This is a genomic window from Enterobacter sp. JBIWA003 (assembly GCF_019968825.1).
Lineage (GTDB): Bacteria > Pseudomonadota > Gammaproteobacteria > Enterobacterales > Enterobacteriaceae > Enterobacter > Enterobacter quasiroggenkampii.
This window is the reverse complement of the sequence record NZ_CP074170.1, coordinates 2,459,222-2,483,632: the sequence shown is the minus strand read 5'-3', so window position 1 is coordinate 2,483,632 and position 24,411 is coordinate 2,459,222. Positions and strand designations below refer to the sequence as shown.

Here is a 24,411-nt window from a genome sequence, read left to right as displayed (position 1 = left end):
CGGAAATGATATACACCATAGACCGATTAGCGCTAATCCGTTGCTGAATTTATTTCACAAGTCCATCCACTCATCGCCTCTCACTGAACACGTTGTGCTTCGTTATTCTTGAAAATTATGCGCTCTGGCCGTCGGTCAGGGCGGAATATTCACCTAACGGAGCCGTGTATGAACTATACGCATCTTGGCCGCACCGGCCTGAAAGTCAGCCGCCTTTGTCTCGGAACCATGAATTTTGGTGACGTCACCGACGAGAAAACCAGCGCCCGCATTCTGGATGAAGCGCTTGAGGCAGGTATAAATTTCATTGATACAGCAGACGTGTATGGCACCGAACAATCACCCGATATCCAGCAAGGCTCGGGGCTGTCCGAAGAGATTATTGGTCGCTGGATCCAGCAGGGTGGACGCCGTGACCGTATCGTTCTGGCGACGAAAGTCTATCAGCCAATGGGGCCAGGTCCGAATGATCGCCGTCTTTCTGCTTACCATATTCGCAAGGCCTGCGAGGACAGTTTGCGACGGCTTAAGACCGACCATATTGACGTCTATCAGATGCATCACATCGATCGCTATACGCCATGGGAAGAGATCTGGCAGGCCATGGAACTCCTTGTTCAGCAGGGAAAAGTGCTTTATATCGGTAGCAGCAATTTCGCAGGCTGGGACATTGCGACTGCGCAGTCAGTTGCTACGGCCCGTCATTCCCTTGGCCTTGTCGCCGAGCAAAGTCTCTACAATCTGACTGCCCGAACTGTTGAGCTGGAGGTCATTCCCGCATGCCGCCATTTTGGCCTGGGATTGATCCCCTGGAGCCCACTTGCCGGAGGGTTGCTTGGGGGCGCACTGAAAAAGATGGCAAGCGGGCGCCGTGCAAGGCCCGCGTTTGCCCGTCTAATTGAACAACACCGTCCTCAGCTGGAAGCCTACGAAGGATTATGTGAGGACCTCGGCGAAACCCCTTCCGATGTGGCGCTTGCGTGGCTCCTGCAGAATCCTGTCGTTACTGCTCCTCTTATCGGGCCTCGTACGGTCGAACAACTCCAGCAGGCGGTTCACGCAACGACAATCACGCTATCAGACCACACCATGAGCTGTCTCGATGAAATCTGGCCCGGACCCGGGGGAGAAGCGCCCCAGGCTTATGCCTGGTAATCACCGTATGTAGGGTGGTCGCGCAGATCCGTTAACCGAAAGTCAGTTTGATAAAAGTTAAACCTTTACTGGGAGACCCGGCAACGCCGGGCCAGGGTAGGGCATTAACAGTCCTGTATTGCTGAAGGCGGCGTGAGTGAAGGTGGCGTCTCCGGAAGTGGGGGAATGATCCCGTCGACGGGGTGCGGCAGATAGTGTGCCTCGAGTTCCGTGATTTCTGCATCGCTAAGTGAAAAGTCCAGCGCGCTGATAGCCGTGGAAAGATGTTCTGGTTTCGTCGCGCCGATGATCGGTGCTGTGATGACCGTTTTTGATAGCAACCAGGCAATTGCAACATGGGCTCTTGGCACATCGTGCTTTTCAGCAATTCTGGCAACAACATCAACAACGGGCTTATCCAGCAGGGCTGCGTTCTCATACATTTTTAACGCAAAGGCATCGTTTTGCGTTCGTCGGGACGTGACACTCCAGTCGCGCGTGAGCCTGCCGCGTGCCATCGGACTCCAGGGGATCACACCAACGCCCTGGTCTTCACACAGGGGCAGCATCTCGCGCTCTTCTTCCCGGTAAAGCAGGTTGTATTGCGGTTGCATCGTAATAAATCGGGACCAGCCGTTACGCTCTGCAGTATGCTGCATTTTTGCAAAGCGCCAGGCTTCCATAGATGATGCGCCGATGTAACGTACTTTTCCTGATTTAACGAGGTCATGCAGAGCCTCCATGGTCTCTTCAACAGGCGTGGAGTGGTCAAAGCGGTGAATCTGAAAGAGATCCACATAATCCATACCTAAGCGCATCAGGCTATCGTCAATAGACTGAAAAATGGCCTTGCGGGAAAGAAACCCGGTATTGGGTGAGTTGCGCCACGGAAAGAAGGTCTTTGTCGCCACAACGATCTCGTCGCGTCTGGCCATTTCTCTCAGCGCTTTTCCTGTGATCTCTTCAGAACTTCCGCCCGAGTAGATATTTGCGGTATCAAAAAAATTAATGCCAGCTTCAAGCGCCTGACGAATGAGCGGACGTGACGCTTTTTCATCCAGGGACCAGGGTTGAGGCAAACGTTCGGGGTCACCATAGCTCATACAACCGAGACAAAGACGGGAGACTTTCAAACCGCTACGACCCAGATTCACATACTTCATTCGGTGTTCCTTCTTTTATTACCAGCAATTCTGTATGCGACAGGTTATTGCACTGGTATGAAGGGGACCAGCATGTGCTATCGAATGGTGCTGTGAGTTTTTCTCACAAATGGTTTGTTATCGACGGTGGATTTTATCGAGAAGGGAGGACACCAACGTACTAATTTCTGGAGCTGCATGAGAGCACCATGGAGAATAGACCTATAAATGCAATTTAACATAATATACATTATGCGCACCAATGGTAAGGATGGCAGAATCTGGCGGGAATCGTTGACACTGGCCGTCAACTGGCTACTATCGACAGTGATTCAAAATCATCCGTTTCTCCAAACGAATCAGAATCAAATGTCTGTCAGCAGTAAGTGAACGGCCTGACCTCACCAATCAGGCCTGTTCATCCAGTTAGTTGGTAAATCTGTACCTGATACACGAGAATCAAACACCACTTCTTCAGTGCCATCACCATGCTCCTGATGTGTCATGAATTTTTCCATGATAAGGCCCGATGAATGCTGCCGCGCCGAATCAGCCATAACGCTGAAAATGGAAACTGTACGGCTTGGCCAACCCCGGACAGCAACAAAACAAGTTTTGTCACTGACCGGCGTTATCTTTCAAAACAGACAGTTAACGATTTTTTGTCTGGTGTTTATGCGTGAAATTTCGTGCGTACGAAATTCACCACCAATAAACAAACGGACGATGACTGACCGGAAAAGCAATGCCGTCAGCATCATGACCACGCATTACCTGATTGAGAAGCCTTCTGACTTCAAGGCGCTCAGGCCTGGTCATCATCATATTGCGATACCAGGACGGCGATTTATCAAACCATCTGGCACAACTGGCAAAATGTGAACCTACACGACGATAAGACTTAAGGCGGCCACCGGGAAGTCGGTCACGCGCCTTATTTTTTACAGACATAATAAATCCTCTAAGTAACTGAATACCTAGAAGATGTCGTACTGTTCATACCCCATAAAAGTTAACGCCATAATAAAAATCCATACAATCAGTTCAGGTTGTCCCGGAACAGTTCACCGCTCCTCGCGGCGCTGCGGGGCGTCGCCCTGCTCCGGTCAACCTTTCTGACCTGAAGCATCACCATAATATCAGTCTTGTTGCTTTCACTGGTACGGGAACCGAAGAAGCTCCAGCCGGAACTGGCCTTACTGTCTTTCTGTTCAGCAAGGCCACCAAGTAAAATAATATCACCATCTGCAAGGCTGACTTCGGTTGTTACATCACGCTTGATAAGGGTTGGCGAGTTATTGACGCCGGTTTCAGTGGTCACAAAGTTGGAAAGCTGCTGCTGAATCTTGAGATCCATTGTCCGACTTTTGATTGATGGCGTCACGTTAAACAAAACACCGCTGGAACGATATTCAACGGATTGCGTTGTCGTATTGTTATTCACCGTAACACTGCCCAGTACTGGCACATCAGAGCCGACTGAAAAAGACGCTGATGCATTATTTTTTACCCGCAGTCGTGGCGCACTGACAACAGTAAAACGACTGTCGGTTTTCAGCAGATTGAAAATGGCATCAATGGAGCCGGTTCGAATATTGATAAAATTATCCAGTCCGGCAGCACCAACTGAAATATTGAATTTATCAGACAGAATTTTAGCCGCTAAAAGAATGCCGGAGCCGTCAGACTGCGAGGTCTGAACCTCAAAAACATAACCAGAAACAACCACTTCATCACTCATCGTATCCAGCGAAGTGACCAGTGTTTTCAGGATGGCGATATCCTCTTTCGTACCATAATAAACCAGAATATCACCGGTTCGATTGATGTAGTTGCTTGCCCCTGATGAACCTTTTAGCGAATCGTCAGAAATCACGGCTCCACTGTTATTGAAGGAGCCTGAAACGTAGCCGCCAAGAATATCAGACAGGTAGGCAACAGAACGGTACTGAGGCGTATAAGTCCATGTATAACGTGGCTTAACCGGCTCTTTCGGCGTATAGGGCGCGATAAAATCAACACCCTTTTTCGTCCATATTCGAATGTTCATATTGCCAAGATAACGGGTTACAAATTCCCGTTCATCAATATCAGATGTTAACCTGAATGTAATCATTCGTTCATCATTAACAAGCTGTGGATCTAGCATATACGGGACTTTAAGCACCTCACTGTAAATAAGAGAAATAGCCTCCGGTAGCTTGACTTTATTTAATTCAAGCTCTGACCCTGCGAAAGCACATGAAGAAAATAGTAGCGTTAATGCGAGTAAAATCTTTTTCATTATTTTTTCCCCGTATAAAGCGTCACACGCTCACCATCAATAATTCCGCTCATCAACATCCCTTTATAATTAAAACTGGATGCAGGAACGGCACGCAAAACACCGGCACCGTTAACAAGAATCACAAACGCCCTGCCTTCACTGGTCATTCTCCCTGATATACGCCACTCGGTTGAAAGTGGCGGTTCAGCTGGTTCTGAGGGAGTATCTGGTGCTGGAGTAGCAGCGGAAGAACGAAACATGGCCGCATCACGTACATCTGTTGTAGTCAAATCTGGCGAGGGATCGCTTCGGCCAAACGTGCTGAAAAATGAGTAAATCAGCCAGCCTGACCCGATAAACATCAATGGAAAAAGCACAAGAAAGAACCTGACTTTGCCAGAATTCCAGATGCTCTGGCGTTTATCTGTCTGCTTTTCATTACCGTTATTTCCTTCATAGCTTTTGTAAAGTTCAAAAATATCAGGGTTATATTTATTGCGATAACTGGTGACGAGGTTGCTTTTATAGATTTTGTGGCCTGAATATACGTCAATGCAGTAATGATTATTCAGGCCCAACGCTTTCAGCTTGCGCATCCGGTAAGTTGTTTCTATTTTGTCTTTCAGAAAGCGAGCAATATTAGAAAGTGACTGATTTACAATAACCAAATCACAGCTAATACCCGTTTCAGGGTGCGTAAAATGACGATGTTCAGCAATAAATGATTTCTTCTCAGCCGTCATATCCTTATCGCTACCGAAGATTCGCCATGCTTCATCAATAACAATTAAATCACCAAACTGGCAAAAGCTCCCTTCCCCACCTTTAAAAGGAAAGAAATCTGCTTTAAGCACATCATCATTATCCACAACAATAATTTCTCCCGTTGCATCAGGATAACGTTCGGTGATTTTATCTTTTTGTAAACCATAAATGTTCGTCACAACTCTCCGGCCGCTGGTAAATGCCGGAATAATGACATTGCAAACGGCTTCATAACTTTTTCCTGAGCCGGGTATGCCAATATATGCAGAAATAGCCATAACTCACCCTATAACAGGAATACGTCGAATAATAAAACGAGTAGCCATTGCGGAGATAATCATACTAATCCCCTGTGGTAATTTACTCAGGTTAATGAAGTACCAGAATCCGTCTGATAAATTGGCAAACAGCGATGAGAGATTGCTTGAATCTGGCAGTAACTCAACAAGGATTTCAACGAAGCCCTGGACTACAAAATACAGCGCAAAGAATACGACGAATTTAATAATCAATGACCGGAATACAAAACCTAACAAAGTATTTAATGCACTAATCAGAATCCCAAACATAGTTGCACTCCTTTAGGCACTCAGAATAATACGGAGCGCAACAAATCCCCATATAATCAGAAATATGGTTTCTACGGCGCTTCTGTTCTGCTCAATTAACGGACAATGGGAGTCAATTCTGTACTGGTGATTAAACACGCTGAATTCAACAACGGGGCAGGATGCTGAACGAGAGCCGATGTTAAATTCGTTTGTAAAAGGCAACAAGTTAATAATTGGCGTTAAAATATCTCTTGCCGTTGGCGTTTCTTCAAGCTCAGGCTCTTTTACACCGGGATCTTCTCCCAAATCTATATTGCCATTATTTCCAGTGTCAGATCCTGAGTTGTTATTAATGGTAATATCAATATTGACGTCAGCCCCTGCACTGTCAGATACAGGTGAAAGCATATCTAATAACGTTGGAGATAGCCTAAGTTCCGACATCGCAGAAGTTACTTCAGCCGGTGAAACCTCTTTAAACGGTAAGCCGTTATAATCGGCATTAACGGCAGCTTCAGACCACAGCTCGTTAATCATGTCGGCAAGAAGTGCTGGCGATACACTAACACTATCAAGATACTCCAGATAATCAATCATGGACTCAATATTTCCGGCCTCCAGTACTTCCGTCATGGCTTTATATTTGGTATTGGTCCAGATAGTAAGCTCACTCTTTTCATCAATATCTTTTGCGGTGTAATCCTCTTTTTCAGGAACGGCGCAAATCGTCGAATATCCACCATTTGACTGATTAGTCGTTTTACAAGGCGTGTTGTGATACTGATATTGCTTTCCTGCTGTTAAATAAGCAACGCTGTAATACATGGGAAGCCCTGCTACATTTTCATACATGGGAATACCTGCGGGAAATGAAGATGCGGCCGGGTTGCTATACAAGTGTGTAATCTCAGGAATTTCATAAAATGAGGAAGGATAAGTAAACTTATAATTCTGTTTAGTAAAGGATACATCTCCATTACTGTTGACAACTTTATTCGTCACAGTGCGTTCAAAATTCGTTAGTGTTTCAGTATAAGTACGCGAGTTATAGTCATTAAGATAATTTCTGGCAATTTCAGTTGGATTATCACCATAGTAATAAATTAGCTCTTTCGAATCCTGATAATAATAAAGTGCATTATCTGGCGTGGAATATCCTGTTTCAACACCTACAACTGGAGAACCCGCATCCACATTATTACGACTAACATGAAGGATTACCGGACTTAATTCCTGTGGTTCAAAATTAACGGTTATCGTCTTACTTTCACCACTTTGACCACTGTACGTTACTTCATATAAATTATCGGAAATCTTTTTACCGTTAGTCATTACCATTACCGAGCCGTCAGATGAACTCAAAGAAGACGGAACAAAAGATGATACAGCAGCAGCAATACCCGCCCACGTTGCAACACCGCTCATTTTGTATGATGAGGCAGCAGGCAAGTATTCGGCAGCATTAGCCGCAGCGCGGCCAACAAAAACACGGGTTGCTGTAAGCTGTGATGCCGTATAAATCGCATCATTGGCAGCAAAGCGACGAACAAGCACCCGGCCAACGACTTTAGGAATAACAGCCCGCGCAGCCACTGCTGCAATTGCTGGTACAAATGAATATGAATATCGGGGAAAGGAAACCCAGAGAAAGGAAAAAATAAAGGAATAAACCGTCAGCCTCTTAGCCCAAGAATAACGACATAAGCTGAGACGATCCCCCATAAAAGGGAACCCAATTTCCATAATTCAATCTCCATAATAACCTCAAGTAAAACGGGCGATATTGCATCGCCCATGAATAATGAATTTATGCGGATTTAACGGTACGCAATACCCAGCGAACGCCAGCGACACCGGCATAAAGTGTTACCAGTGAAGCAGCAACGGCCATAATCGCAACCAGAACTGTACTGAAATCAATGCTGTTCGTCAGCGGCGATAAATCAACACCACTTGATGCCGCTCCTTCTGCAGCGAAAGTCGCGCCAGAAACAGCCATTAATGCAGGTACAGCCAGAAAACTAACGATTTTTTTAAACATAACTCTATCTCCATTACATTTTAAAGGTTCGCATTCAAGCAGTACGAACCATCTTTATTACCTGTCCCACACCTACAGAAAAAAGCCAGAGCAGCAGGACAGAGCCAAAACCTAATGTCCAGTAATTTCCCATTGCAGAATAATCAATTTGATGAAATGGTTCAGAACGTACCATTATTGCCTGACATTCTTTTGCATTGTTCGCATTACATAAATAACCTTCAATACGGTAACCATTTTCAGGAATATGATTATCAAACTGAATATCGAAACCTGATGTATCCATAATCAGCCTTTTATTTCAGTAATGCCGCCATCTGATGAAATGTTATAAGTTACTCCTTCCCTCCCCTCCATTGACCAGACGCGAACATATACAGGTATCTGGACTAACTTACCGATAAAATTATTTGCCTGATTCATTACACCGGCATTAACAAGAGCCTGAGATACACGAATAATAATCTGGTCTTGCTTAGTGCCGCCAAAACCATCAGGAATCTCTAAGCCAACACCAATTTCACTATAGTATCCCTGACCATTGACCTTATTACGCTGGCGAGCACCAAGCATTTTACCTTTTACAAAAAGACCATAATTAGACATATCACTCTCCTTTAATGCCAGTTACTGGCATGTGAAATACGGTTATAATCGAAAATTAAACCTTTCTCATAAACCCATGATGGAATTTTGGCTGGTTTGGCTTCAAGAGTACGAACCAACGGAACAACGTTATTAGAATCCGGTGACTCACAATAAAAGTTAATATCTATTCCGAAAGAAAGTAATTCTTTACGGTGTCGGTAGAATGTAGGTTTCGGTAACATCTCTTTCATGTTCGCGCCCTGCTTCCACAATAAATATGTAGACTGTATTTTTCTTGGGAGATTAATTATTTTTTCATCAGTTAATATAGTATTTTGATTCATTTCTATTCTCCCTACATAGTCAGAGAATAATTTATTGGGCGTCTCAATATTCCAGCTATTACCAAGCGTAAGATTCAAGTCAATTAATTCAGTTGTTCTTAATGTTAATTCAATGCGTAATTTATCTTTTGACCAGTCCAGTAAACCAGCTTTAACGAATTCGTCTGCCATCTGGTGCCCTTTTTTGCCAGATGTATGCTCATCATATTTTGAATAAAATTTCAGGCTCCAACGACGGGAGTTTTTCCCTAAGTAAACAGTGCCACCTTTACTACAGGCGCGACCGTGGCGAGTTTTAGCTTTAAATTCTGCGGCATATAACCATGCGCGGACATTTTCTAATGTTGACAATGAATACATGTAATTGATATCGATGCGCGAGATCTTAAATTGCCCTTTCATGACCTGCCGATAGGATGGTAGATCATGAGGAATATGCAGTAATGCCAATATTCTGGCGTAAGCTGTTAACACCAACCCTTGCAAATCGTCGGAACCGATAACAGAGTGACCTTGCAAAAACTTTGATGGATTACCGTCAATGTAGAGATGTGTTGCCCGACCTTCACCATCAGATCCAACAGACCTTACTTTCATTGTGGACTCATGCGAACCGCGAACGGTCAACCGTTTTACTGTTTCCCACTCCACTGCACCGTCAGCATCGACGCTGACGACACTACCAGCCGGTAACGGTCGGTGTGTGCAAGGCAGGATTCCGGTAAACCAGTCGATCATAAGTAGTCACACCCATCAAAATATGTGTCAATAGTCATTTGTGAGCAGATTGAATGGTCACAATGTAATATGCTCAGATCTGACAGTCAATACATTTGCAATGTTTAAATTGTCAGAAATGAGCATCAAATCTAACTATTGAAAAACCACTGTTAAGATGGAGCCAAGGAGATGGGCAACAATGAGCATGAAGTTATGGCGGACAAACAGAGAGCAGAACGTATCAAAAAGGTAATTCTGGAACACTCGACTTATGAAGAACTGGCCGAGAAGACTGGCATTAGCGTGAGTACGCTGGTCAGGATAGCGTCCGGCAAAACTGAACCTAAATTCAGTGACATCATTCAGATAGCTAAAATTACGGGTGCAGACTTAAACACCTTAGCTTATGGCTATGCTCTTGATGTTAAAGAAGAAGCTACCGAGCGGAAGCTAATCACTTCTGCGGATGGATATACTGATGAAGAAACCACTAACGCACATAATTTCATCGTGTGGAACATCAGGACACTGGAAAAACAAGATATTCTGGCACTCGCAAGGCAAGTTTCTGCCTTAAGTTCATACACTTACAGTACTAAAATGTTTATGAAAAAAGCGGTGTCTGGAGAAGAGTAAAAGGATTAACAGTCTCAGGAATGAGACAAACGTGCAGTATTACCAACACTGCACGTTCTTTATTGTGCGAGTTTTGAATAGCGAAAAAGGATCAAAAGGATGAGTAGAAATAACGAAACAAGCGGCGTTGAACTGGTTGTCGTGGGCGTATTTGCTTTCTGTCTGGCAGTTGTTGCCTGGCTAATGAAAACTTTCGATGTTGAATGGCAAACAGCACTAGAAACTGCGCCTGGCCTGATAGTCTGGTTGCTTGTTGTCGGTGCGGGGATCTTTTTCGGGATCAAAATGGAAACTGGTCTTGTTCGCTGGGGTGCTCCACTTGCGATCGCCCTTCTGATTCCGGTATTCAAACCAATTCTTAAGGAAGCAGCCGGAGTTCGTGAAATGGGCGGGTTAGTTTTCGATGATATGGTTTCGTGGTACGGAACTGGCTGGGGAATGTCGCTGATGTTCTTCGGGATTCTTATCGTCGGATACGGCCTACTTTATTGGTGGCACAGAAGAAAGTCATATTACTGGTAACTCCGCCGCGGGAAACCACGGTAAAGTTCGGGTGTCACTGAACCCCGAACCGCAAGCGGTTAAATAGCAATCAACTATAGAGAGTAAGTCAAAACATATAAGGGTTAAATAATGACAGTATCTCTTGGCGATGTGTTTGGTGGTTTGGCGTTTTTTCTCTCAATCTATGCAACAATTAAAACCGTAAAGTTCAATGAAAGACAAAAAGCGTTAATAGAAGCGCAAGAAAGGTTAACGAACCTCCAACTTACTAAAGAAAAAAATGAGTTGGAAAGTTCAAAGAAAGCTGATATTAGTGCAAGCATGGTCTCTGTAGGAAATAGAGAATATAAACTAAGAGTTATTAATAAAGGGAAGGTTTCTGCGAAAAATGTAAGAATAGAATTTCCCGATAATAATTCACCAGTATCAATGAGTGACGTTAAAAGCAAATTTCCGCTTGAGTATCTCGCGACAGATCAACCAGTCGATCTCATTGCGTCAGGAGAGTTAGGTCGAGCAAGGAAATTTACTGTAAGACTAATGTGGGATGACGATTTCAAGGATGATAATGAAATTGTTTTACACATAACATATTGATTTAAATACACTTTATATCGAAGCAAAACAAGTAGAGGAGTAAGGATGAAAAATCAACTTTATAGCCGTCAAGGAATATATGACATAATCAGAAGCCACTATTTAAGAAACTTTCCATATACGATTCAATTTGAAGCGCTTAATGCAATAAATGAACACATTAGCCTTATAATTGATAGCGCATCAATACAAAAAAATGAAAGTGGTGAGTACGTATTTATCAATAATAATCCTAATATGGAAGTTGATGACCCATTTGAAAGCACAGAGAGAAATCTTGCTGCTTATCTATCAAAGCCTAGTGGTGTTGAAGCGTTATTCCAAGATGTGAACGCATTACAAAAATGGTTGCTCCAATATGGATTTATCCATGGTGGTATAGCGACTGAAAAAATGCTGGTTACGAATAAACTATAATTGGTTCGCATAATGACGTTATGCTAAAGAGGCCGCTGCGGGATTCGATTTTCGCAGCGGCCTTTTCAACATAACGAGTCGTACATTATGCGCACCAATGGTAAGGATGGCAGAATCTGGCGGGAATCGTTGACACTGGCCGTCAACTGGCTACTATCGACAGTGATTCAAAATCATCCGTTTCTCCAAACGAATCAGAATCAAATGTCTGTCAGCAGTAAGTGAACGGCCTGACCTCACCAATCAGGCCTGTTCATCCAGTTAGTTGGTAAATCTGTACCTGATACACGAGAATCAAACACCACTTCTTCAGTGCCATCACCATGCTCCTGATGTGTCATGAATTTTTCCATGATAAGGCCCGATGAATGCTGCCGCGCCGAATCAGCCATAACGCTGAAAATGGAAACTGTACGGCTTGGCCAACCCCGGACAGCAACAAAACAAGTTTTGTCACTGACCGGCGTTATCTTTCAAAACAGACAGTTAACGATTTTTTGTCTGGTGTTTATGCGTGAAATTTCGTGCGTACGAAATTCACCACCAATAAACAAACGGACGATGACTGACCGGAAAAGCAATGCCGTCAGCATCATGACCACGCATTACCTGATTGAGAAGCCTTCTGACTTCAAGGCGCTCAGGCCTGGTCATCATCATATTGCGATACCAGGACGGCGATTTATCAAACCATCTGGCACAACTGGCAAAATGTGAACCTACACGACGATAAGACTTAAGGCGGCCACCGGGAAGTCGGTCACGCGCCTTATTTTTTACAGACATAATAAATCCTCTAAGTAACTGAATACCTAGAAGATGTCGTACTGTTCATACCCCATAAAAGTTAACGCCATAATAAAAATCCATACAATCAGTTCAGGTTGTCCCGGAACAGTTCACCGCTCCTCGCGGCGCTGCGGGGCGTCGCCCTGCTCCGGTCAACCTTTCTGACCTGAAGCATCACCATAATATCAGTCTTGTTGCTTTCACTGGTACGGGAACCGAAGAAGCTCCAGCCGGAACTGGCCTTACTGTCTTTCTGTTCAGCAAGGCCACCAAGTAAAATAATATCACCATCTGCAAGGCTGACTTCGGTTGTTACATCACGCTTGATAAGGGTTGGCGAGTTATTGACGCCGGTTTCAGTGGTCACAAAGTTGGAAAGCTGCTGCTGAATCTTGAGATCCATTGTCCGACTTTTGATTGATGGCGTCACGTTAAACAAAACACCGCTGGAACGATATTCAACGGATTGCGTTGTCGTATTGTTATTCACCGTAACACTGCCCAGTACTGGCACATCAGAGCCGACTGAAAAAGACGCTGATGCATTATTTTTTACCCGCAGTCGTGGCGCACTGACAACAGTAAAACGACTGTCGGTTTTCAGCAGATTGAAAATGGCATCAATGGAGCCGGTTCGAATATTGATAAAATTATCCAGTCCGGCAGCACCAACTGAAATATTGAATTTATCAGACAGAATTTTAGCCGCTAAAAGAATGCCGGAGCCGTCAGACTGCGAGGTCTGAACCTCAAAAACATAACCAGAAACAACCACTTCATCACTCATCGTATCCAGCGAAGTGACCAGTGTTTTCAGGATGGCGATATCCTCTTTCGTACCATAATAAACCAGAATATCACCGGTTCGATTGATGTAGTTGCTTGCCCCTGATGAACCTTTTAGCGAATCGTCAGAAATCACGGCTCCACTGTTATTGAAGGAGCCTGAAACGTAGCCGCCAAGAATATCAGACAGGTAGGCAACAGAACGGTACTGAGGCGTATAAGTCCATGTATAACGTGGCTTAACCGGCTCTTTCGGCGTATAGGGCGCGATAAAATCAACACCCTTTTTCGTCCATATTCGAATGTTCATATTGCCAAGATAACGGGTTACAAATTCCCGTTCATCAATATCAGATGTTAACCTGAATGTAATCATTCGTTCATCATTAACAAGCTGTGGATCTAGCATATACGGGACTTTAAGCACCTCACTGTAAATAAGAGAAATAGCCTCCGGTAGCTTGACTTTATTTAATTCAAGCTCTGACCCTGCGAAAGCACATGAAGAAAATAGTAGCGTTAATGCGAGTAAAATCTTTTTCATTATTTTTTCCCCGTATAAAGCGTCACACGCTCACCATCAATAATTCCGCTCATCAACATCCCTTTATAATTAAAACTGGATGCAGGAACGGCACGCAAAACACCGGCACCGTTAACAAGAATCACAAACGCCCTGCCTTCACTGGTCATTCTCCCTGATATACGCCACTCGGTTGAAAGTGGCGGTTCAGCTGGTTCTGAGGGAGTATCTGGTGCTGGAGTAGCAGCGGAAGAACGAAACATGGCCGCATCACGTACATCTGTTGTAGTCAAATCTGGCGAGGGATCGCTTCGGCCAAACGTGCTGAAAAATGAGTAAATCAGCCAGCCTGACCCGATAAACATCAATGGAAAAAGCACAAGAAAGAACCTGACTTTGCCAGAATTCCAGATGCTCTGGCGTTTATCTGTCTGCTTTTCATTACCGTTATTTCCTTCATAGCTTTTGTAAAGTTCAAAAATATCAGGGTTATATTTATTGCGATAACTGGTGACGAGGTTGCTTTTATAGATTTTGTGGCCTGAATATACGTCAATGCAGTAATGATTATTCAGGCCCAACGCTTTCAGCTTGCGCATCCGGTAAGTTGTTTCTATTTTGTCTTTCAGAAAGCGAGCAATATTAGAAAGTGACTGATTTACAATAACCAAATCACAGCTAATACCCGTTTCAGGGTGCGTAAAATGACGATGTTCAGCAATAAATGATTTCTTCTCAGCCGTCATATCCTTATCGCTACCGAAGATTCGCCATGCTTCATCAATAACAATTAAATCACCAAACTGGCAAAAGCTCCCTTCCCCACCTTTAAAAGGAAAGAAATCTGCTTTAAGCACATCATCATTATCCACAACAATAATTTCTCCCGTTGCATCAGGATAACGTTCGGTGATTTTATCTTTTTGTAAACCATAAATGTTCGTCACAACTCTCCGGCCGCTGGTAAATGCCGGAATAATGACATTGCAAACGGCTTCATAACTTTTTCCTGAGCCGGGTATGCCAATATATGCAGAAATAGCCATAACTCACCCTATAACAGGAATACGTCGAATAATAAAACGAGTAGCCATTGCGGAGATAATCATACTAATCCCCTGTGGTAATTTACTCAGGTTAATGAAGTACCAGAATCCGTCTGATAAATTGGCAAACAGCGATGAGAGATTGCTTGAATCTGGCAGTAACTCAACAAGGATTTCAACGAAGCCCTGGACTACAAAATACAGCGCAAAGAATACGACGAATTTAATAATCAATGACCGGAATACAAAACCTAACAAAGTATTTAATGCACTAATCAGAATCCCAAACATAGTTGCACTCCTTTAGGCACTCAGAATAATACGGAGCGCAACAAATCCCCATATAATCAGAAATATGGTTTCTACGGCGCTTCTGTTCTGCTCAATTAACGGACAATGGGAGTCAATTCTGTACTGGTGATTAAACACGCTGAATTCAACAACGGGGCAGGATGCTGAACGAGAGCCGATGTTAAATTCGTTTGTAAAAGGCAACAAGTTAATAATTGGCGTTAAAATATCTCTTGCCGTTGGCGTTTCTTCAAGCTCAGGCTCTTTTACACCGGGATCTTCTCCCAAATCTATATTGCCATTATTTCCAGTGTCAGATCCTGAGTTGTTATTAATGGTAATATCAATATTGACGTCAGCCCCTGCACTGTCAGATACAGGTGAAAGCATATCTAATAACGTTGGAGATAGCCTAAGTTCCGACATCGCAGAAGTTACTTCAGCCGGTGAAACCTCTTTAAACGGTAAGCCGTTATAATCGGCATTAACGGCAGCTTCAGACCACAGCTCGTTAATCATGTCGGCAAGAAGTGCTGGCGATACACTAACACTATCAAGATACTCCAGATAATCAATCATGGACTCAATATTTCCGGCCTCCAGTACTTCCGTCATGGCTTTATATTTGGTATTGGTCCAGATAGTAAGCTCACTCTTTTCATCAATATCTTTTGCGGTGTAATCCTCTTTTTCAGGAACGGCGCAAATCGTCGAATATCCACCATTTGACTGATTAGTCGTTTTACAAGGCGTGTTGTGATACTGATATTGCTTTCCTGCTGTTAAATAAGCAACGCTGTAATACATGGGAAGCCCTGCTACATTTTCATACATGGGAATACCTGCGGGAAATGAAGATGCGGCCGGGTTGCTATACAAGTGTGTAATCTCAGGAATTTCATAAAATGAGGAAGGATAAGTAAACTTATAATTCTGTTTAGTAAAGGATACATCTCCATTACTGTTGACAACTTTATTCGTCACAGTGCGTTCAAAATTCGTTAGTGTTTCAGTATAAGTACGCGAGTTATAGTCATTAAGATAATTTCTGGCAATTTCAGTTGGATTATCACCATAGTAATAAATTAGCTCTTTCGAATCCTGATAATAATAAAGTGCATTATCTGGCGTGGAATATCCTGTTTCAACACCTACAACTGGAGAACCCGCATCCACATTATTACGACTAACATGAAGGATTACCGGACTTAATTCCTGTGGTTCAAAATTAACGGTTATCGTCTTACTTTCACCACTTTGACCACTGTACGTTACTTCATATAAATTATCGGAAATCTTTTTACCGTTAGTCATTACCATTACCGAGCCGTCAGATGAACTCAAAGAAGACGGAACAAAAGATGATACAGCAGCAGCAATACCCGCCCACGTTGCAACACCGCTCATTTTGTATGATGAGGCAGCAGGCAAGTATTCGGCAGCATTAGCCGCAGCGCGGCCAACAAAAACACGGGTTGCTGTAAGCTGTGATGCCGTATAAATCGCATCATTGGCAGCAAAGCGACGAACAAGCACCCGGCCAACGACTTTAGGAATAACAGCCCGCGCAGCCACTGCTGCAATTGCTGGTACAAATGAATATGAATATCGGGGAAAGGAAACCCAGAGAAAGGAAAAAATAAAGGAATAAACCGTCAGCCTCTTAGCCCAAGAATAACGACATAAGCTGAGACGATCCCCCATAAAAGGGAACCCAATTTCCATAATTCAATCTCCATAATAACCTCAAGTAAAACGGGCGATATTGCATCGCCCATGAATAATGAATTTATGCGGATTTAACGGTACGCAATACCCAGCGAACGCCAGCGACACCGGCATAAAGTGTTACCAGTGAAGCAGCAACGGCCATAATCGCAACCAGAACTGTACTGAAATCAATGCTGTTCGTCAGCGGCGATAAATCAACACCACTTGATGCCGCTCCTTCTGCAGCGAAAGTCGCGCCAGAAACAGCCATTAATGCAGGTACAGCCAGAAAACTAACGATTTTTTTAAACATAACTCTATCTCCATTACATTTTAAAGGTTCGCATTCAAGCAGTACGAACCATCTTTATTACCTGTCCCACACCTACAGAAAAAAGCCAGAGCAGCAGGACAGAGCCAAAACCTAATGTCCAGTAATTTCCCATTGCAGAATAATCAATTTGATGAAATGGTTCAGAACGTACCATTATTGCCTGACATTCTTTTGCATTGTTCGCATTACATAAATAACCTTCAATACGGTAACCATTTTCAGGAATATGATTATCAAACTGAATATCGAAACCTGATGTATCCATAATCAGCCTTTTATTTCAGTAATGCCGCCATCTGATGAAATGTTATAAGTTACTCCTTCCCTCCCCTCCATTGACCAGACGCGAACATATACAGGTATCTGGACTAACTTACCGATAAAATTATTTGCCTGATTCATTACACCGGCATTAACAAGAGCCTGAGATACACGAATAATAATCTGGTCTTGCTTAGTGCCGCCAAAACCATCAGGAATCTCTAAGCCAACACCAATTTCACTATAGTATCCCTGACCATTGACCTTATTACGCTGGCGAGCACCAAGCATTTTACCTTTTACAAAAAGACCATAATTAGACATATCACTCTCCTTTAATGCCAGTTACTGGCATGTGAAATACGGTTATAATCGAAAATTAAACCTTTCTCATAAACCCATGATGGAATTTTGGCTGGTTTGGCTTCAAGAGTACGAACCAACGGAACAACGTTATTAGAATCCGGTGACTCACAATAAAAGTTAATATCTATTCCGAAAGAAAGTAATTCTTTACGGTGTCGGTAGAATGTAGGTTTCGGTAACATCTCTTTCATGTTCGCGCCCTGCTTCCACAATAAATATGTAGACTGTATTTTTCTTGGGAGATTAATTATTTTTTCATCAGTTAATATAGTATTTTGATTCATTTCTATTCTCCCTACATAGTCAGAGAATAATTTATTGGGCGTCTCAATATTCCAGCTATTACCAAGCGTAAGATTCAAGTCAATTAATTCAGTTGTTCTTAATGTTAATTCAATGCGTAATTTATCTTTTGACCAGTCCAGTAAACCAGCTTTAACGAATTCGTCTGCCATCTGGTGCCCTTTTTTGCCAGATGTATGCTCATCATATTTTGAATAAAATTTCAGGCTCCAACGACGGGAGTTTTTCCCTAAGTAAACAGTGCCACCTTTACTACAGGCGCGACCGTGGCGAGTTTTAGCTTTAAATTCTGCGGCATATAACCATGCGCGGACATTTTCTAATGTTGACAATGAATACATGTAATTGATATCGATGCGCGAGATCTTAAATTGCCCTTTCATGACCTGCCGATAGGATGGTAGATCATGAGGAATATGCAGTAATGCCAATATTCTGGCGTAAGCTGTTAACACCAACCCTTGCAAATCGTCGGAACCGATAACAGAGTGACCTTGCAAAAACTTTGATGGATTACCGTCAATGTAGAGATGTGTTGCCCGACCTTCACCATCAGATCCAACAGACCTTACTTTCATTGTGGACTCATGCGAACCGCGAACGGTCAACCGTTTTACTGTTTCCCACTCCACTGCACCGTCAGCATCGACGCTGACGACACTACCAGCCGGTAACGGTCGGTGTGTGCAAGGCAGGATTCCGGTAAACCAGTCGATCATAAGTAGTCACACCCATCAAAATATGTGTCAATAGTCATTTGTGAGCAGATTGAATGGTCACAATGTAATATGCTCAGATCTGACAGTCAATACATTTGCAATGTTTAAATTGTCAGAAATGAGCATCAAATCTAACTATTGAAAAACCACTGTTAAGATGGAGCCAAGGAGATGGGCAACAATGAGCATGAAGTTATGGCGGACAAACAGAGAGCAGAACGTATCAAAAAGGTAATTCTGGAACACTCGACTTATGAAGAACTGGCCGAGAAGACTGGCATTAGCGTGAGTACGCTGGTCAGGATAGCGTCCGGCAAAACTGAACCTAAATTCAGTGACATCATTCAGATAGCTAAAATTACGGGTGCAGACTTAAACACCTTAGCTTATGGCTATGCTCTTGATGTTAAAGAAGAAGCTACCGAGCGGAAGCTAATCACTTCTGCGGATGGATATACTGATGAAGAAACCACTAACGCACATAATTTCATCGTGTGGAACATCAGGACACTGGAAAAACAAGATATTCTGGCACTCGCAAGGCAAGTTTCTGCCTTAAGTTCATACACTTACAGTACTAAAATGTTTATGAAAAAAGCGGTGTCTGGAGAAGAGTAAAAGGATTAACAGTCTCAGGAATGAGACAAACGTGCAGTATTACCAACACTGCACGTTCTTTATTGTGCGAGTTTTGAATAGCGAAAAAGGATCAAAAGGATGAGTAGAAATAACGAAACAAGCGGCGTTGAACTGGTTGTCGTGGGCGTATTTGCTTTCTGTCTGGCAGTTGTTGCCTGGCTAATGAAAACTTTCGATGTTGAATGGCAAACAGCACTAGAAACTGCGCCTGGCCTGATAGTCTGGTTGCTTGTTGTCGGTGCGGGGATCTTTTTCGGGATCAAAATGGAAACTGGTCTTGTTCGCTGGGGTGCTCCACTTGCGATCGCCCTTCTGATTCCGGTATTCAAACCAATTCTTAAGGAAGCAGCCGGAGTTCGTGAAATGGGCGGGTTAGTTTTCGATGATATGGTTTCGTGGTACGGAACTGGCTGGGGAATGTCGCTGATGTTCTTCGGGATTCTTATCGTCGGATACGGCCTACTTTATTGGTGGCACAGAAGAAAGTCATATTACTGGTAACTCCGCCGCGGGAAACCACGGTAAAGTTCGGGTGTCACTGAACCCCGAACCGCAAGCGGTTAAATAGCAATCAACTATAGAGAGTAAGTCAAAACATATAAGGGTTAAATAATGACAGTATCTCTTGGCGATGTGTTTGGTGGTTTGGCGTTTTTTCTCTCAATCTATGCAACAATTAAAACCGTAAAGTTCAATGAAAGACAAAAAGCGTTAATAGAAGCGCAAGAAAGGTTAACGAACCTCCAACTTACTAAAGAAAAAAATGAGTTGGAAAGTTCAAAGAAAGCTGATATTAGTGCAAGCATGGTCTCTGTAGGAAATAGAGAATATAAACTAAGAGTTATTAATAAAGGGAAGGTTTCTGCGAAAAATGTAAGAATAGAATTTCCCGATAATAATTCACCAGTATCAATGAGTGACGTTAAAAGCAAATTTCCGCTTGAGTATCTCGCGACAGATCAACCAGTCGATCTCATTGCGTCAGGAGAGTTAGGTCGAGCAAGGAAATTTACTGTAAGACTAATGTGGGATGACGATTTCAAGGATGATAATGAAATTGTTTTACACATAACATATTGATTTAAATACACTTTATATCGAAGCAAAACAAGTAGAGGAGTAAGGATGAAAAATCAACTTTATAGCCGTCAAGGAATATATGACATAATCAGAAGCCACTATTTAAGAAACTTTCCATATACGATTCAATTTGAAGCGCTTAATGCAATAAATGAACACATTAGCCTTATAATTGATAGCGCATCAATACAAAAAAATGAAAGTGGTGAGTACGTATTTATCAATAATAATCCTAATATGGAAGTTGATGACCCATTTGAAAGCACAGAGAGAAATCTTGCTGCTTATCTATCAAAGCCTAGTGGTGTTGAAGCGTTATTCCAAGATGTGAACGCATTACAAAAATGGTTGCTCCAATATGGATTTATCCATGGTGGTATAGCGACTGAAAAAATGCTGGTTACGAATAAACTATAATTGGTTCGCATAATGACGTTATGCTAAAGAGGCCGCTGCGGGATTCGATTTTCGCAGCGGCCTTTTCAACATAACGAGTCGTACATTATGCGCACCAATGGTAAGGATGGCAGAATCTGGCGGGAATCGTTGACACTGGCCGTCAACTGGCTACTATCGACAGTGATTCAAAATCATCCGTTTCTCCAAACGAATCAGAATCAAATGTCTGTCAGCAGTAAGTGAACGGCCTGACCTCACCAATCAGGCCTGTTCATCCAGTTAGTTGGTAAATCTGTACCTGATACACGAGAATCAAACACCACTTCTTCAGTGCCATCACCATGCTCCTGATGTGTCATGAATTTTTCCATGATAAGGCCCGATGAATGCTGCCGCGCCGAATCAGCCATAACGCTGAAAATGGAAACTGTACGGCTTGGCCAACCCCGGACAGCAACAAAACAAGTTTTGTCACTGACCGGCGTTATCTTTCAAAACAGACAGTTAACGATTTTTTGTCTGGTGTTTATGCGTGAAATTTCGTGCGTACGAAATTCACCACCAATAAACAAACGGACGATGACTGACCGGAAAAGCAATGCCGTCAGCATCATGACCACGCATTACCTGATTGAGAAGCCTTCTGACTTCAAGGCGCTCAGGCCTGGTCATCATCATATTGCGATACCAGGACGGCGATTTATCAAACCATCTGGCACAACTGGCAAAATGTGAACCTACACGACGATAAGACTTAAGGCGGCCACCGGGAAGTCGGTCACGCGCCTTATTTTTTACAGACATAATAAATCCTCTAAGTAACTGAATACCTAGAAGATGTCGTACTGTTCATACCCCATAAAAGTTAACGCCATAATAAAAATCCATACAATCAGTTCAGGTTGTCCCGGAACAGTTCACCGCTCCTCGCGGCGCTGCGGGGCGTCGCCCTGCTCCGGTCAACCTTTCTGACCTGAAGCATCACCATAATATCAGTCTTGTTGCTTTCACTGGTACGGGAACCGAAGAAGCTCCAGCCGGAACTGGCCTTACTGTCTTTCTGTTCAGCAAGGCCACCAAGTAAAATAATATCACCATCTGCAAGGCTGACTTCGGTTGTTACATCACGCTTGATAAGGGTTGGCGAGTTATTGACGCCGGTTTCAGTGGTCACAAAGTTGGAAAGCTGCTGCTGAATCTTGAGATCCATTGTCCGACTTTTGATTGATGGCGTCACGTTAAACAAAACACCGCTGGAACGATATTCAACGGATTGCGTTGTCGTATTGTTATTCACCGTAACACTGCCCAGTACTGGCACATCAGAGCCGACTGAAAAAGACGCTGATGCATTATTTTTTACCCGCAGTCGTGGCGCACTGACAACAGTAAAACGACTGTCGGTTTTCAGCAGATTGAAAATGGCATCAATGGAGCCGGTTCGAATATTGATAAAATTATCCAGTCCGGCAGCACCAACTGAAATATTGAATTTATCAGACAGAATTTTAGCCGCTAAAAGAATGCCGGAGCCGTCAGACTGCGAGGTCTGAACCTCAAAAACATAACCAGAAACAACCACTTCATCACTCATCGTATCCAGCGAAGTGACCAGTGTTTTCAGGATGGCGATATCCTCTTTCGTACCATAATAAACCAGAATATCACCGGTTCGATTGATGTAGTTGCTTGCCCCTGATGAACCTTTTAGCGAATCGTCAGAAATCACGGCTCCACTGTTATTGAAGGAGCCTGAAACGTAGCCGCCAAGAATATCAGACAGGTAGGCAACAGAACGGTACTGAGGCGTATAAGTCCATGTATAACGTGGCTTAACCGGCTCTTTCGGCGTATAGGGCGCGATAAAATCAACACCCTTTTTCGTCCATATTCGAATGTTCATATTGCCAAGATAACGGGTTACAAATTCCCGTTCATCAATATCAGATGTTAACCTGAATGTAATCATTCGTTCATCATTAACAAGCTGTGGATCTAGCATATACGGGACTTTAAGCACCTCACTGTAAATAAGAGAAATAGCCTCCGGTAGCTTGACTTTATTTAATTCAAGCTCTGACCCTGCGAAAGCACATGAAGAAAATAGTAGCGTTAATGCGAGTAAAATCTTTTTCATTATTTTTTCCCCGTATAAAGCGTCACACGCTCACCATCAATAATTCCGCTCATCAACATCCCTTTATAATTAAAACTGGATGCAGGAACGGCACGCAAAACACCGGCACCGTTAACAAGAATCACAAACGCCCTGCCTTCACTGGTCATTCTCCCTGATATACGCCACTCGGTTGAAAGTGGCGGTTCAGCTGGTTCTGAGGGAGTATCTGGTGCTGGAGTAGCAGCGGAAGAACGAAACATGGCCGCATCACGTACATCTGTTGTAGTCAAATCTGGCGAGGGATCGCTTCGGCCAAACGTGCTGAAAAATGAGTAAATCAGCCAGCCTGACCCGATAAACATCAATGGAAAAAGCACAAGAAAGAACCTGACTTTGCCAGAATTCCAGATGCTCTGGCGTTTATCTGTCTGCTTTTCATTACCGTTATTTCCTTCATAGCTTTTGTAAAGTTCAAAAATATCAGGGTTATATTTATTGCGATAACTGGTGACGAGGTTGCTTTTATAGATTTTGTGGCCTGAATATACGTCAATGCAGTAATGATTATTCAGGCCCAACGCTTTCAGCTTGCGCATCCGGTAAGTTGTTTCTATTTTGTCTTTCAGAAAGCGAGCAATATTAGAAAGTGACTGATTTACAATAACCAAATCACAGCTAATACCCGTTTCAGGGTGCGTAAAATGACGATGTTCAGCAATAAATGATTTCTTCTCAGCCGTCATATCCTTATCGCTACCGAAGATTCGCCATGCTTCATCAATAACAATTAAATCACCAAACTGGCAAAAGCTCCCTTCCCCACCTTTAAAAGGAAAGAAATCTGCTTTAAGCACATCATCATTATCCACAACAATAATTTCTCCCGTTGCATCAGGATAACGTTCGGTGATTTTATCTTTTTGTAAACCATAAATGTTCGTCACAACTCTCCGGCCGCTGGTAAATGCCGGAATAATGACATTGCAAACGGCTTCATAACTTTTTCCTGAGCCGGGTATGCCAATATATGCAGAAATAGCCATAACTCACCCTATAACAGGAATACGTCGAATAATAAAACGAGTAGCCATTGCGGAGATAATCATACTAATCCCCTGTGGTAATTTACTCAGGTTAATGAAGTACCAGAATCCGTCTGATAAATTGGCAAACAGCGATGAGAGATTGCTTGAATCTGGCAGTAACTCAACAAGGATTTCAACGAAGCCCTGGACTACAAAATACAGCGCAAAGAATACGACGAATTTAATAATCAATGACCGGAATACAAAACCTAACAAAGTATTTAATGCACTAATCAGAATCCCAAACATAGTTGCA

The 24,411-nt window shown here is 43.1% G+C and carries 32 protein-coding genes; 9 read left to right on the top strand and 23 right to left on the bottom strand.

Annotation, left to right across the window (positions count from 1 at the left end; all coding sequences use genetic code 11):
* Window positions 1–168: 168 nt before the first annotated feature.
* The gene (locus tag KGP25_RS11985; protein ID WP_223540514.1) at window positions 169–1,155 is read left to right on the top strand and encodes an aldo/keto reductase; all 987 of its coding nucleotides are present in this window, start codon (window positions 169–171) and stop codon (window positions 1,153–1,155) included.
* Between the two features lie 104 nt (window positions 1,156–1,259).
* On the opposite strand, the gene KGP25_RS11980 is transcribed toward KGP25_RS11985, so the two are convergent.
* The 10 genes from KGP25_RS11980 to KGP25_RS11935 all read right to left on the bottom strand — a co-directional run bounded on the left by KGP25_RS11980 (window position 1,260) and on the right by KGP25_RS11935 (window position 9,569).
* Window positions 1,260–2,297 carry an aldo/keto reductase gene (locus tag KGP25_RS11980; RefSeq protein WP_223540513.1) on the bottom strand — a complete coding sequence of 346 codons (1,038 nt, stop codon included), beginning with the start codon at window positions 2,295–2,297 and terminating at the stop codon, window positions 1,260–1,262.
* A gap of 681 nt (window positions 2,298–2,978) precedes the next feature.
* The gene (locus KGP25_RS11975; RefSeq protein WP_223540512.1) at window positions 2,979–3,227 is read right to left on the bottom strand and encodes a hypothetical protein; all 249 of its coding nucleotides are present in this window, start codon (window positions 3,225–3,227) and stop codon (window positions 2,979–2,981) included.
* 88 nt (window positions 3,228–3,315) lie between these two features.
* Window positions 3,316–4,560 carry a type II secretion system protein GspD gene (locus tag KGP25_RS11970; protein ID WP_000722137.1) on the bottom strand — a complete coding sequence of 415 codons (1,245 nt, stop codon included), beginning with the start codon at window positions 4,558–4,560 and terminating at the stop codon, window positions 3,316–3,318.
* Window positions 4,560–5,585 carry a zonular occludens toxin domain-containing protein gene (locus KGP25_RS11965; RefSeq protein WP_001007923.1) on the bottom strand — a complete coding sequence of 342 codons (1,026 nt, stop codon included), beginning with the start codon at window positions 5,583–5,585 and terminating at the stop codon, window positions 4,560–4,562. The genes KGP25_RS11970 and KGP25_RS11965 overlap by 1 nt, the downstream gene beginning before the upstream one ends.
* Window positions 5,586–5,588: 3 nt before the next feature.
* Window positions 5,589–5,876: a DUF2523 domain-containing protein gene (locus tag KGP25_RS11960; RefSeq protein WP_000467041.1), complete on the bottom strand. Its 288-nt coding sequence runs from the start codon at window positions 5,874–5,876 to the stop codon at window positions 5,589–5,591.
* Between the two features lie 12 nt (window positions 5,877–5,888).
* Window positions 5,889–7,451, bottom strand: a complete 1,563-nt coding sequence (locus KGP25_RS11955; protein ID WP_223540556.1) for a hypothetical protein — start codon at window positions 7,449–7,451, stop codon at window positions 5,889–5,891.
* Between the two features lie 214 nt (window positions 7,452–7,665).
* A complete protein-coding gene (locus tag KGP25_RS11950) occupies window positions 7,666–7,899 on the bottom strand; it encodes a hypothetical protein (RefSeq protein WP_000473544.1) in 234 nt (77 codons plus the stop codon).
* A gap of 34 nt (window positions 7,900–7,933) precedes the next feature.
* Window positions 7,934–8,185: a membrane protein gene (locus KGP25_RS11945; RefSeq protein ID WP_000381239.1), complete on the bottom strand. Its 252-nt coding sequence runs from the start codon at window positions 8,183–8,185 to the stop codon at window positions 7,934–7,936.
* 2 nt (window positions 8,186–8,187) lie between these two features.
* Window positions 8,188–8,505, bottom strand: coding sequence for a DNA-binding protein (locus KGP25_RS11940; RefSeq protein ID WP_223540511.1), 318 nt, complete (start codon window positions 8,503–8,505; stop codon window positions 8,188–8,190).
* Window positions 8,506–8,516: 11 nt separating this feature from the next.
* Window positions 8,517–9,569: a phage/plasmid replication protein, II/X family gene (locus KGP25_RS11935; RefSeq protein ID WP_000568109.1), complete on the bottom strand. Its 1,053-nt coding sequence runs from the start codon at window positions 9,567–9,569 to the stop codon at window positions 8,517–8,519.
* A 171-nt stretch (window positions 9,570–9,740) separates the two neighbouring features.
* Between KGP25_RS11935 and KGP25_RS11930 the strand changes: the two genes are divergently transcribed.
* The 4 genes from KGP25_RS11930 (at window position 9,741) to KGP25_RS11915 (ending at window position 11,705) form a co-directional block, all read left to right on the top strand.
* Window positions 9,741–10,187, top strand: a complete 447-nt coding sequence (locus KGP25_RS11930; protein ID WP_000527682.1) for a helix-turn-helix transcriptional regulator — start codon at window positions 9,741–9,743, stop codon at window positions 10,185–10,187.
* Between the two features lie 99 nt (window positions 10,188–10,286).
* A complete protein-coding gene (locus tag KGP25_RS11925; RefSeq protein ID WP_000089313.1) occupies window positions 10,287–10,709 on the top strand; it encodes a hypothetical protein in 423 nt (140 codons plus the stop codon).
* Between the two features lie 111 nt (window positions 10,710–10,820).
* Window positions 10,821–11,288, top strand: a complete 468-nt coding sequence (locus KGP25_RS11920) for a hypothetical protein (protein ID WP_000218697.1) — start codon at window positions 10,821–10,823, stop codon at window positions 11,286–11,288.
* Between the two features lie 45 nt (window positions 11,289–11,333).
* Entirely contained in the window at window positions 11,334–11,705 is a 372-nt protein-coding gene (locus KGP25_RS11915; RefSeq protein WP_096645245.1) for a hypothetical protein, read from the top strand.
* Window positions 11,706–12,242: 537 nt separating this feature from the next.
* Here the strand turns inward: KGP25_RS11915 and KGP25_RS11910 are convergent.
* The 9 genes from KGP25_RS11910 to KGP25_RS11870 all read right to left on the bottom strand — a co-directional run bounded on the left by KGP25_RS11910 (window position 12,243) and on the right by KGP25_RS11870 (window position 18,833).
* Window positions 12,243–12,491 carry a hypothetical protein gene (locus tag KGP25_RS11910; protein WP_223540512.1) on the bottom strand — a complete coding sequence of 83 codons (249 nt, stop codon included), beginning with the start codon at window positions 12,489–12,491 and terminating at the stop codon, window positions 12,243–12,245.
* Between the two features lie 88 nt (window positions 12,492–12,579).
* Entirely contained in the window at window positions 12,580–13,824 is a 1,245-nt protein-coding gene (locus KGP25_RS11905) for a type II secretion system protein GspD (RefSeq protein ID WP_000722137.1), read from the bottom strand.
* A complete protein-coding gene (locus tag KGP25_RS11900) occupies window positions 13,824–14,849 on the bottom strand; it encodes a zonular occludens toxin domain-containing protein (RefSeq protein WP_001007923.1) in 1,026 nt (341 codons plus the stop codon). The genes KGP25_RS11905 and KGP25_RS11900 overlap by 1 nt, the downstream gene beginning before the upstream one ends.
* Window positions 14,850–14,852: 3 nt before the next feature.
* Window positions 14,853–15,140 (bottom strand): DUF2523 domain-containing protein, encoded by a 288-nt coding sequence (locus tag KGP25_RS11895; protein ID WP_000467041.1) that lies wholly within the window; start codon window positions 15,138–15,140, stop codon window positions 14,853–14,855.
* A 12-nt stretch (window positions 15,141–15,152) separates the two neighbouring features.
* A complete protein-coding gene (locus KGP25_RS11890) occupies window positions 15,153–16,715 on the bottom strand; it encodes a hypothetical protein (RefSeq protein WP_223540556.1) in 1,563 nt (520 codons plus the stop codon).
* Between the two features lie 214 nt (window positions 16,716–16,929).
* Window positions 16,930–17,163 carry a hypothetical protein gene (locus KGP25_RS11885; RefSeq protein WP_000473544.1) on the bottom strand — a complete coding sequence of 78 codons (234 nt, stop codon included), beginning with the start codon at window positions 17,161–17,163 and terminating at the stop codon, window positions 16,930–16,932.
* A gap of 34 nt (window positions 17,164–17,197) precedes the next feature.
* The gene (locus KGP25_RS11880) at window positions 17,198–17,449 is read right to left on the bottom strand and encodes a membrane protein (RefSeq protein WP_000381239.1); all 252 of its coding nucleotides are present in this window, start codon (window positions 17,447–17,449) and stop codon (window positions 17,198–17,200) included.
* Between the two features lie 2 nt (window positions 17,450–17,451).
* Window positions 17,452–17,769, bottom strand: coding sequence for a DNA-binding protein (locus KGP25_RS11875; RefSeq protein WP_223540511.1), 318 nt, complete (start codon window positions 17,767–17,769; stop codon window positions 17,452–17,454).
* Between the two features lie 11 nt (window positions 17,770–17,780).
* Entirely contained in the window at window positions 17,781–18,833 is a 1,053-nt protein-coding gene (locus KGP25_RS11870) for a phage/plasmid replication protein, II/X family (protein WP_000568109.1), read from the bottom strand.
* 171 nt (window positions 18,834–19,004) lie between these two features.
* On the opposite strand from KGP25_RS11870, the gene KGP25_RS11865 reads away from it, so the two are divergent.
* From KGP25_RS11865 to KGP25_RS11850, 4 genes are all read left to right on the top strand, one after another.
* Window positions 19,005–19,451, top strand: coding sequence for a helix-turn-helix transcriptional regulator (locus tag KGP25_RS11865; protein ID WP_000527682.1), 447 nt, complete (start codon window positions 19,005–19,007; stop codon window positions 19,449–19,451).
* A gap of 99 nt (window positions 19,452–19,550) precedes the next feature.
* On the top strand, window positions 19,551–19,973 hold the full coding sequence (locus KGP25_RS11860) for a hypothetical protein (protein ID WP_000089313.1): 423 nt from the start codon (window positions 19,551–19,553) through the stop codon (window positions 19,971–19,973).
* 111 nt (window positions 19,974–20,084) lie between these two features.
* Window positions 20,085–20,552: a hypothetical protein gene (locus KGP25_RS11855; protein WP_000218697.1), complete on the top strand. Its 468-nt coding sequence runs from the start codon at window positions 20,085–20,087 to the stop codon at window positions 20,550–20,552.
* A 45-nt stretch (window positions 20,553–20,597) separates the two neighbouring features.
* Entirely contained in the window at window positions 20,598–20,969 is a 372-nt protein-coding gene (locus tag KGP25_RS11850) for a hypothetical protein (RefSeq protein ID WP_096645245.1), read from the top strand.
* A gap of 537 nt (window positions 20,970–21,506) precedes the next feature.
* On the opposite strand, the gene KGP25_RS11845 is transcribed toward KGP25_RS11850, so the two are convergent.
* The 4 genes from KGP25_RS11845 to KGP25_RS11830 form a co-directional block, all read right to left on the bottom strand.
* A complete protein-coding gene (locus tag KGP25_RS11845; protein ID WP_223540512.1) occupies window positions 21,507–21,755 on the bottom strand; it encodes a hypothetical protein in 249 nt (82 codons plus the stop codon).
* Window positions 21,756–21,843: 88 nt separating this feature from the next.
* Entirely contained in the window at window positions 21,844–23,088 is a 1,245-nt protein-coding gene (locus KGP25_RS11840; protein ID WP_000722137.1) for a type II secretion system protein GspD, read from the bottom strand.
* Complete coding sequence (locus KGP25_RS11835) at window positions 23,088–24,113, bottom strand: zonular occludens toxin domain-containing protein (RefSeq protein WP_001007923.1); 1,026 nt, start codon at window positions 24,111–24,113, stop codon at window positions 23,088–23,090. Before KGP25_RS11835 ends, KGP25_RS11840 begins: the two co-directional genes overlap by 1 nt.
* 3 nt (window positions 24,114–24,116) lie before the next feature.
* Complete coding sequence (locus tag KGP25_RS11830; protein WP_000467041.1) at window positions 24,117–24,404, bottom strand: DUF2523 domain-containing protein; 288 nt, start codon at window positions 24,402–24,404, stop codon at window positions 24,117–24,119.
* Window positions 24,405–24,411: the final 7 nt, after the last annotated feature.

Coding starts and splice junctions, on each gene's coding strand:
- KGP25_RS11985 (WP_223540514.1), top strand. CDS start 169: ATGAACTATACGCATCTTGGCCGCACCGGCCTGAAAGTCAGCCGCCTT.
- KGP25_RS11980 (WP_223540513.1), bottom strand. CDS start 2,297: ATGAAGTATGTGAATCTGGGTCGTAGCGGTTTGAAAGTCTCCCGTCTT.
- KGP25_RS11975 (WP_223540512.1), bottom strand. CDS start 3,227: ATGTCTGTAAAAAATAAGGCGCGTGACCGACTTCCCGGTGGCCGCCTT.
- KGP25_RS11970 (WP_000722137.1), bottom strand. CDS start 4,560: ATGAAAAAGATTTTACTCGCATTAACGCTACTATTTTCTTCATGTGCT.
- KGP25_RS11965 (WP_001007923.1), bottom strand. CDS start 5,585: ATGGCTATTTCTGCATATATTGGCATACCCGGCTCAGGAAAAAGTTAT.
- KGP25_RS11960 (WP_000467041.1), bottom strand. CDS start 5,876: ATGTTTGGGATTCTGATTAGTGCATTAAATACTTTGTTAGGTTTTGTA.
- KGP25_RS11950 (WP_000473544.1), bottom strand. CDS start 7,899: ATGTTTAAAAAAATCGTTAGTTTTCTGGCTGTACCTGCATTAATGGCT.
- KGP25_RS11945 (WP_000381239.1), bottom strand. CDS start 8,185: ATGGATACATCAGGTTTCGATATTCAGTTTGATAATCATATTCCTGAA.
- KGP25_RS11940 (WP_223540511.1), bottom strand. CDS start 8,505: ATGTCTAATTATGGTCTTTTTGTAAAAGGTAAAATGCTTGGTGCTCGC.
- KGP25_RS11935 (WP_000568109.1), bottom strand. CDS start 9,569: ATGATCGACTGGTTTACCGGAATCCTGCCTTGCACACACCGACCGTTA.
- KGP25_RS11930 (WP_000527682.1), top strand. CDS start 9,741: ATGGGCAACAATGAGCATGAAGTTATGGCGGACAAACAGAGAGCAGAA.
- KGP25_RS11925 (WP_000089313.1), top strand. CDS start 10,287: ATGAGTAGAAATAACGAAACAAGCGGCGTTGAACTGGTTGTCGTGGGC.
- KGP25_RS11920 (WP_000218697.1), top strand. CDS start 10,821: ATGACAGTATCTCTTGGCGATGTGTTTGGTGGTTTGGCGTTTTTTCTC.
- KGP25_RS11915 (WP_096645245.1), top strand. CDS start 11,334: ATGAAAAATCAACTTTATAGCCGTCAAGGAATATATGACATAATCAGA.
- KGP25_RS11910 (WP_223540512.1), bottom strand. CDS start 12,491: ATGTCTGTAAAAAATAAGGCGCGTGACCGACTTCCCGGTGGCCGCCTT.
- KGP25_RS11905 (WP_000722137.1), bottom strand. CDS start 13,824: ATGAAAAAGATTTTACTCGCATTAACGCTACTATTTTCTTCATGTGCT.
- KGP25_RS11900 (WP_001007923.1), bottom strand. CDS start 14,849: ATGGCTATTTCTGCATATATTGGCATACCCGGCTCAGGAAAAAGTTAT.
- KGP25_RS11895 (WP_000467041.1), bottom strand. CDS start 15,140: ATGTTTGGGATTCTGATTAGTGCATTAAATACTTTGTTAGGTTTTGTA.
- KGP25_RS11885 (WP_000473544.1), bottom strand. CDS start 17,163: ATGTTTAAAAAAATCGTTAGTTTTCTGGCTGTACCTGCATTAATGGCT.
- KGP25_RS11880 (WP_000381239.1), bottom strand. CDS start 17,449: ATGGATACATCAGGTTTCGATATTCAGTTTGATAATCATATTCCTGAA.
- KGP25_RS11875 (WP_223540511.1), bottom strand. CDS start 17,769: ATGTCTAATTATGGTCTTTTTGTAAAAGGTAAAATGCTTGGTGCTCGC.
- KGP25_RS11870 (WP_000568109.1), bottom strand. CDS start 18,833: ATGATCGACTGGTTTACCGGAATCCTGCCTTGCACACACCGACCGTTA.
- KGP25_RS11865 (WP_000527682.1), top strand. CDS start 19,005: ATGGGCAACAATGAGCATGAAGTTATGGCGGACAAACAGAGAGCAGAA.
- KGP25_RS11860 (WP_000089313.1), top strand. CDS start 19,551: ATGAGTAGAAATAACGAAACAAGCGGCGTTGAACTGGTTGTCGTGGGC.
- KGP25_RS11855 (WP_000218697.1), top strand. CDS start 20,085: ATGACAGTATCTCTTGGCGATGTGTTTGGTGGTTTGGCGTTTTTTCTC.
- KGP25_RS11850 (WP_096645245.1), top strand. CDS start 20,598: ATGAAAAATCAACTTTATAGCCGTCAAGGAATATATGACATAATCAGA.
- KGP25_RS11845 (WP_223540512.1), bottom strand. CDS start 21,755: ATGTCTGTAAAAAATAAGGCGCGTGACCGACTTCCCGGTGGCCGCCTT.
- KGP25_RS11840 (WP_000722137.1), bottom strand. CDS start 23,088: ATGAAAAAGATTTTACTCGCATTAACGCTACTATTTTCTTCATGTGCT.
- KGP25_RS11835 (WP_001007923.1), bottom strand. CDS start 24,113: ATGGCTATTTCTGCATATATTGGCATACCCGGCTCAGGAAAAAGTTAT.
- KGP25_RS11830 (WP_000467041.1), bottom strand. CDS start 24,404: ATGTTTGGGATTCTGATTAGTGCATTAAATACTTTGTTAGGTTTTGTA.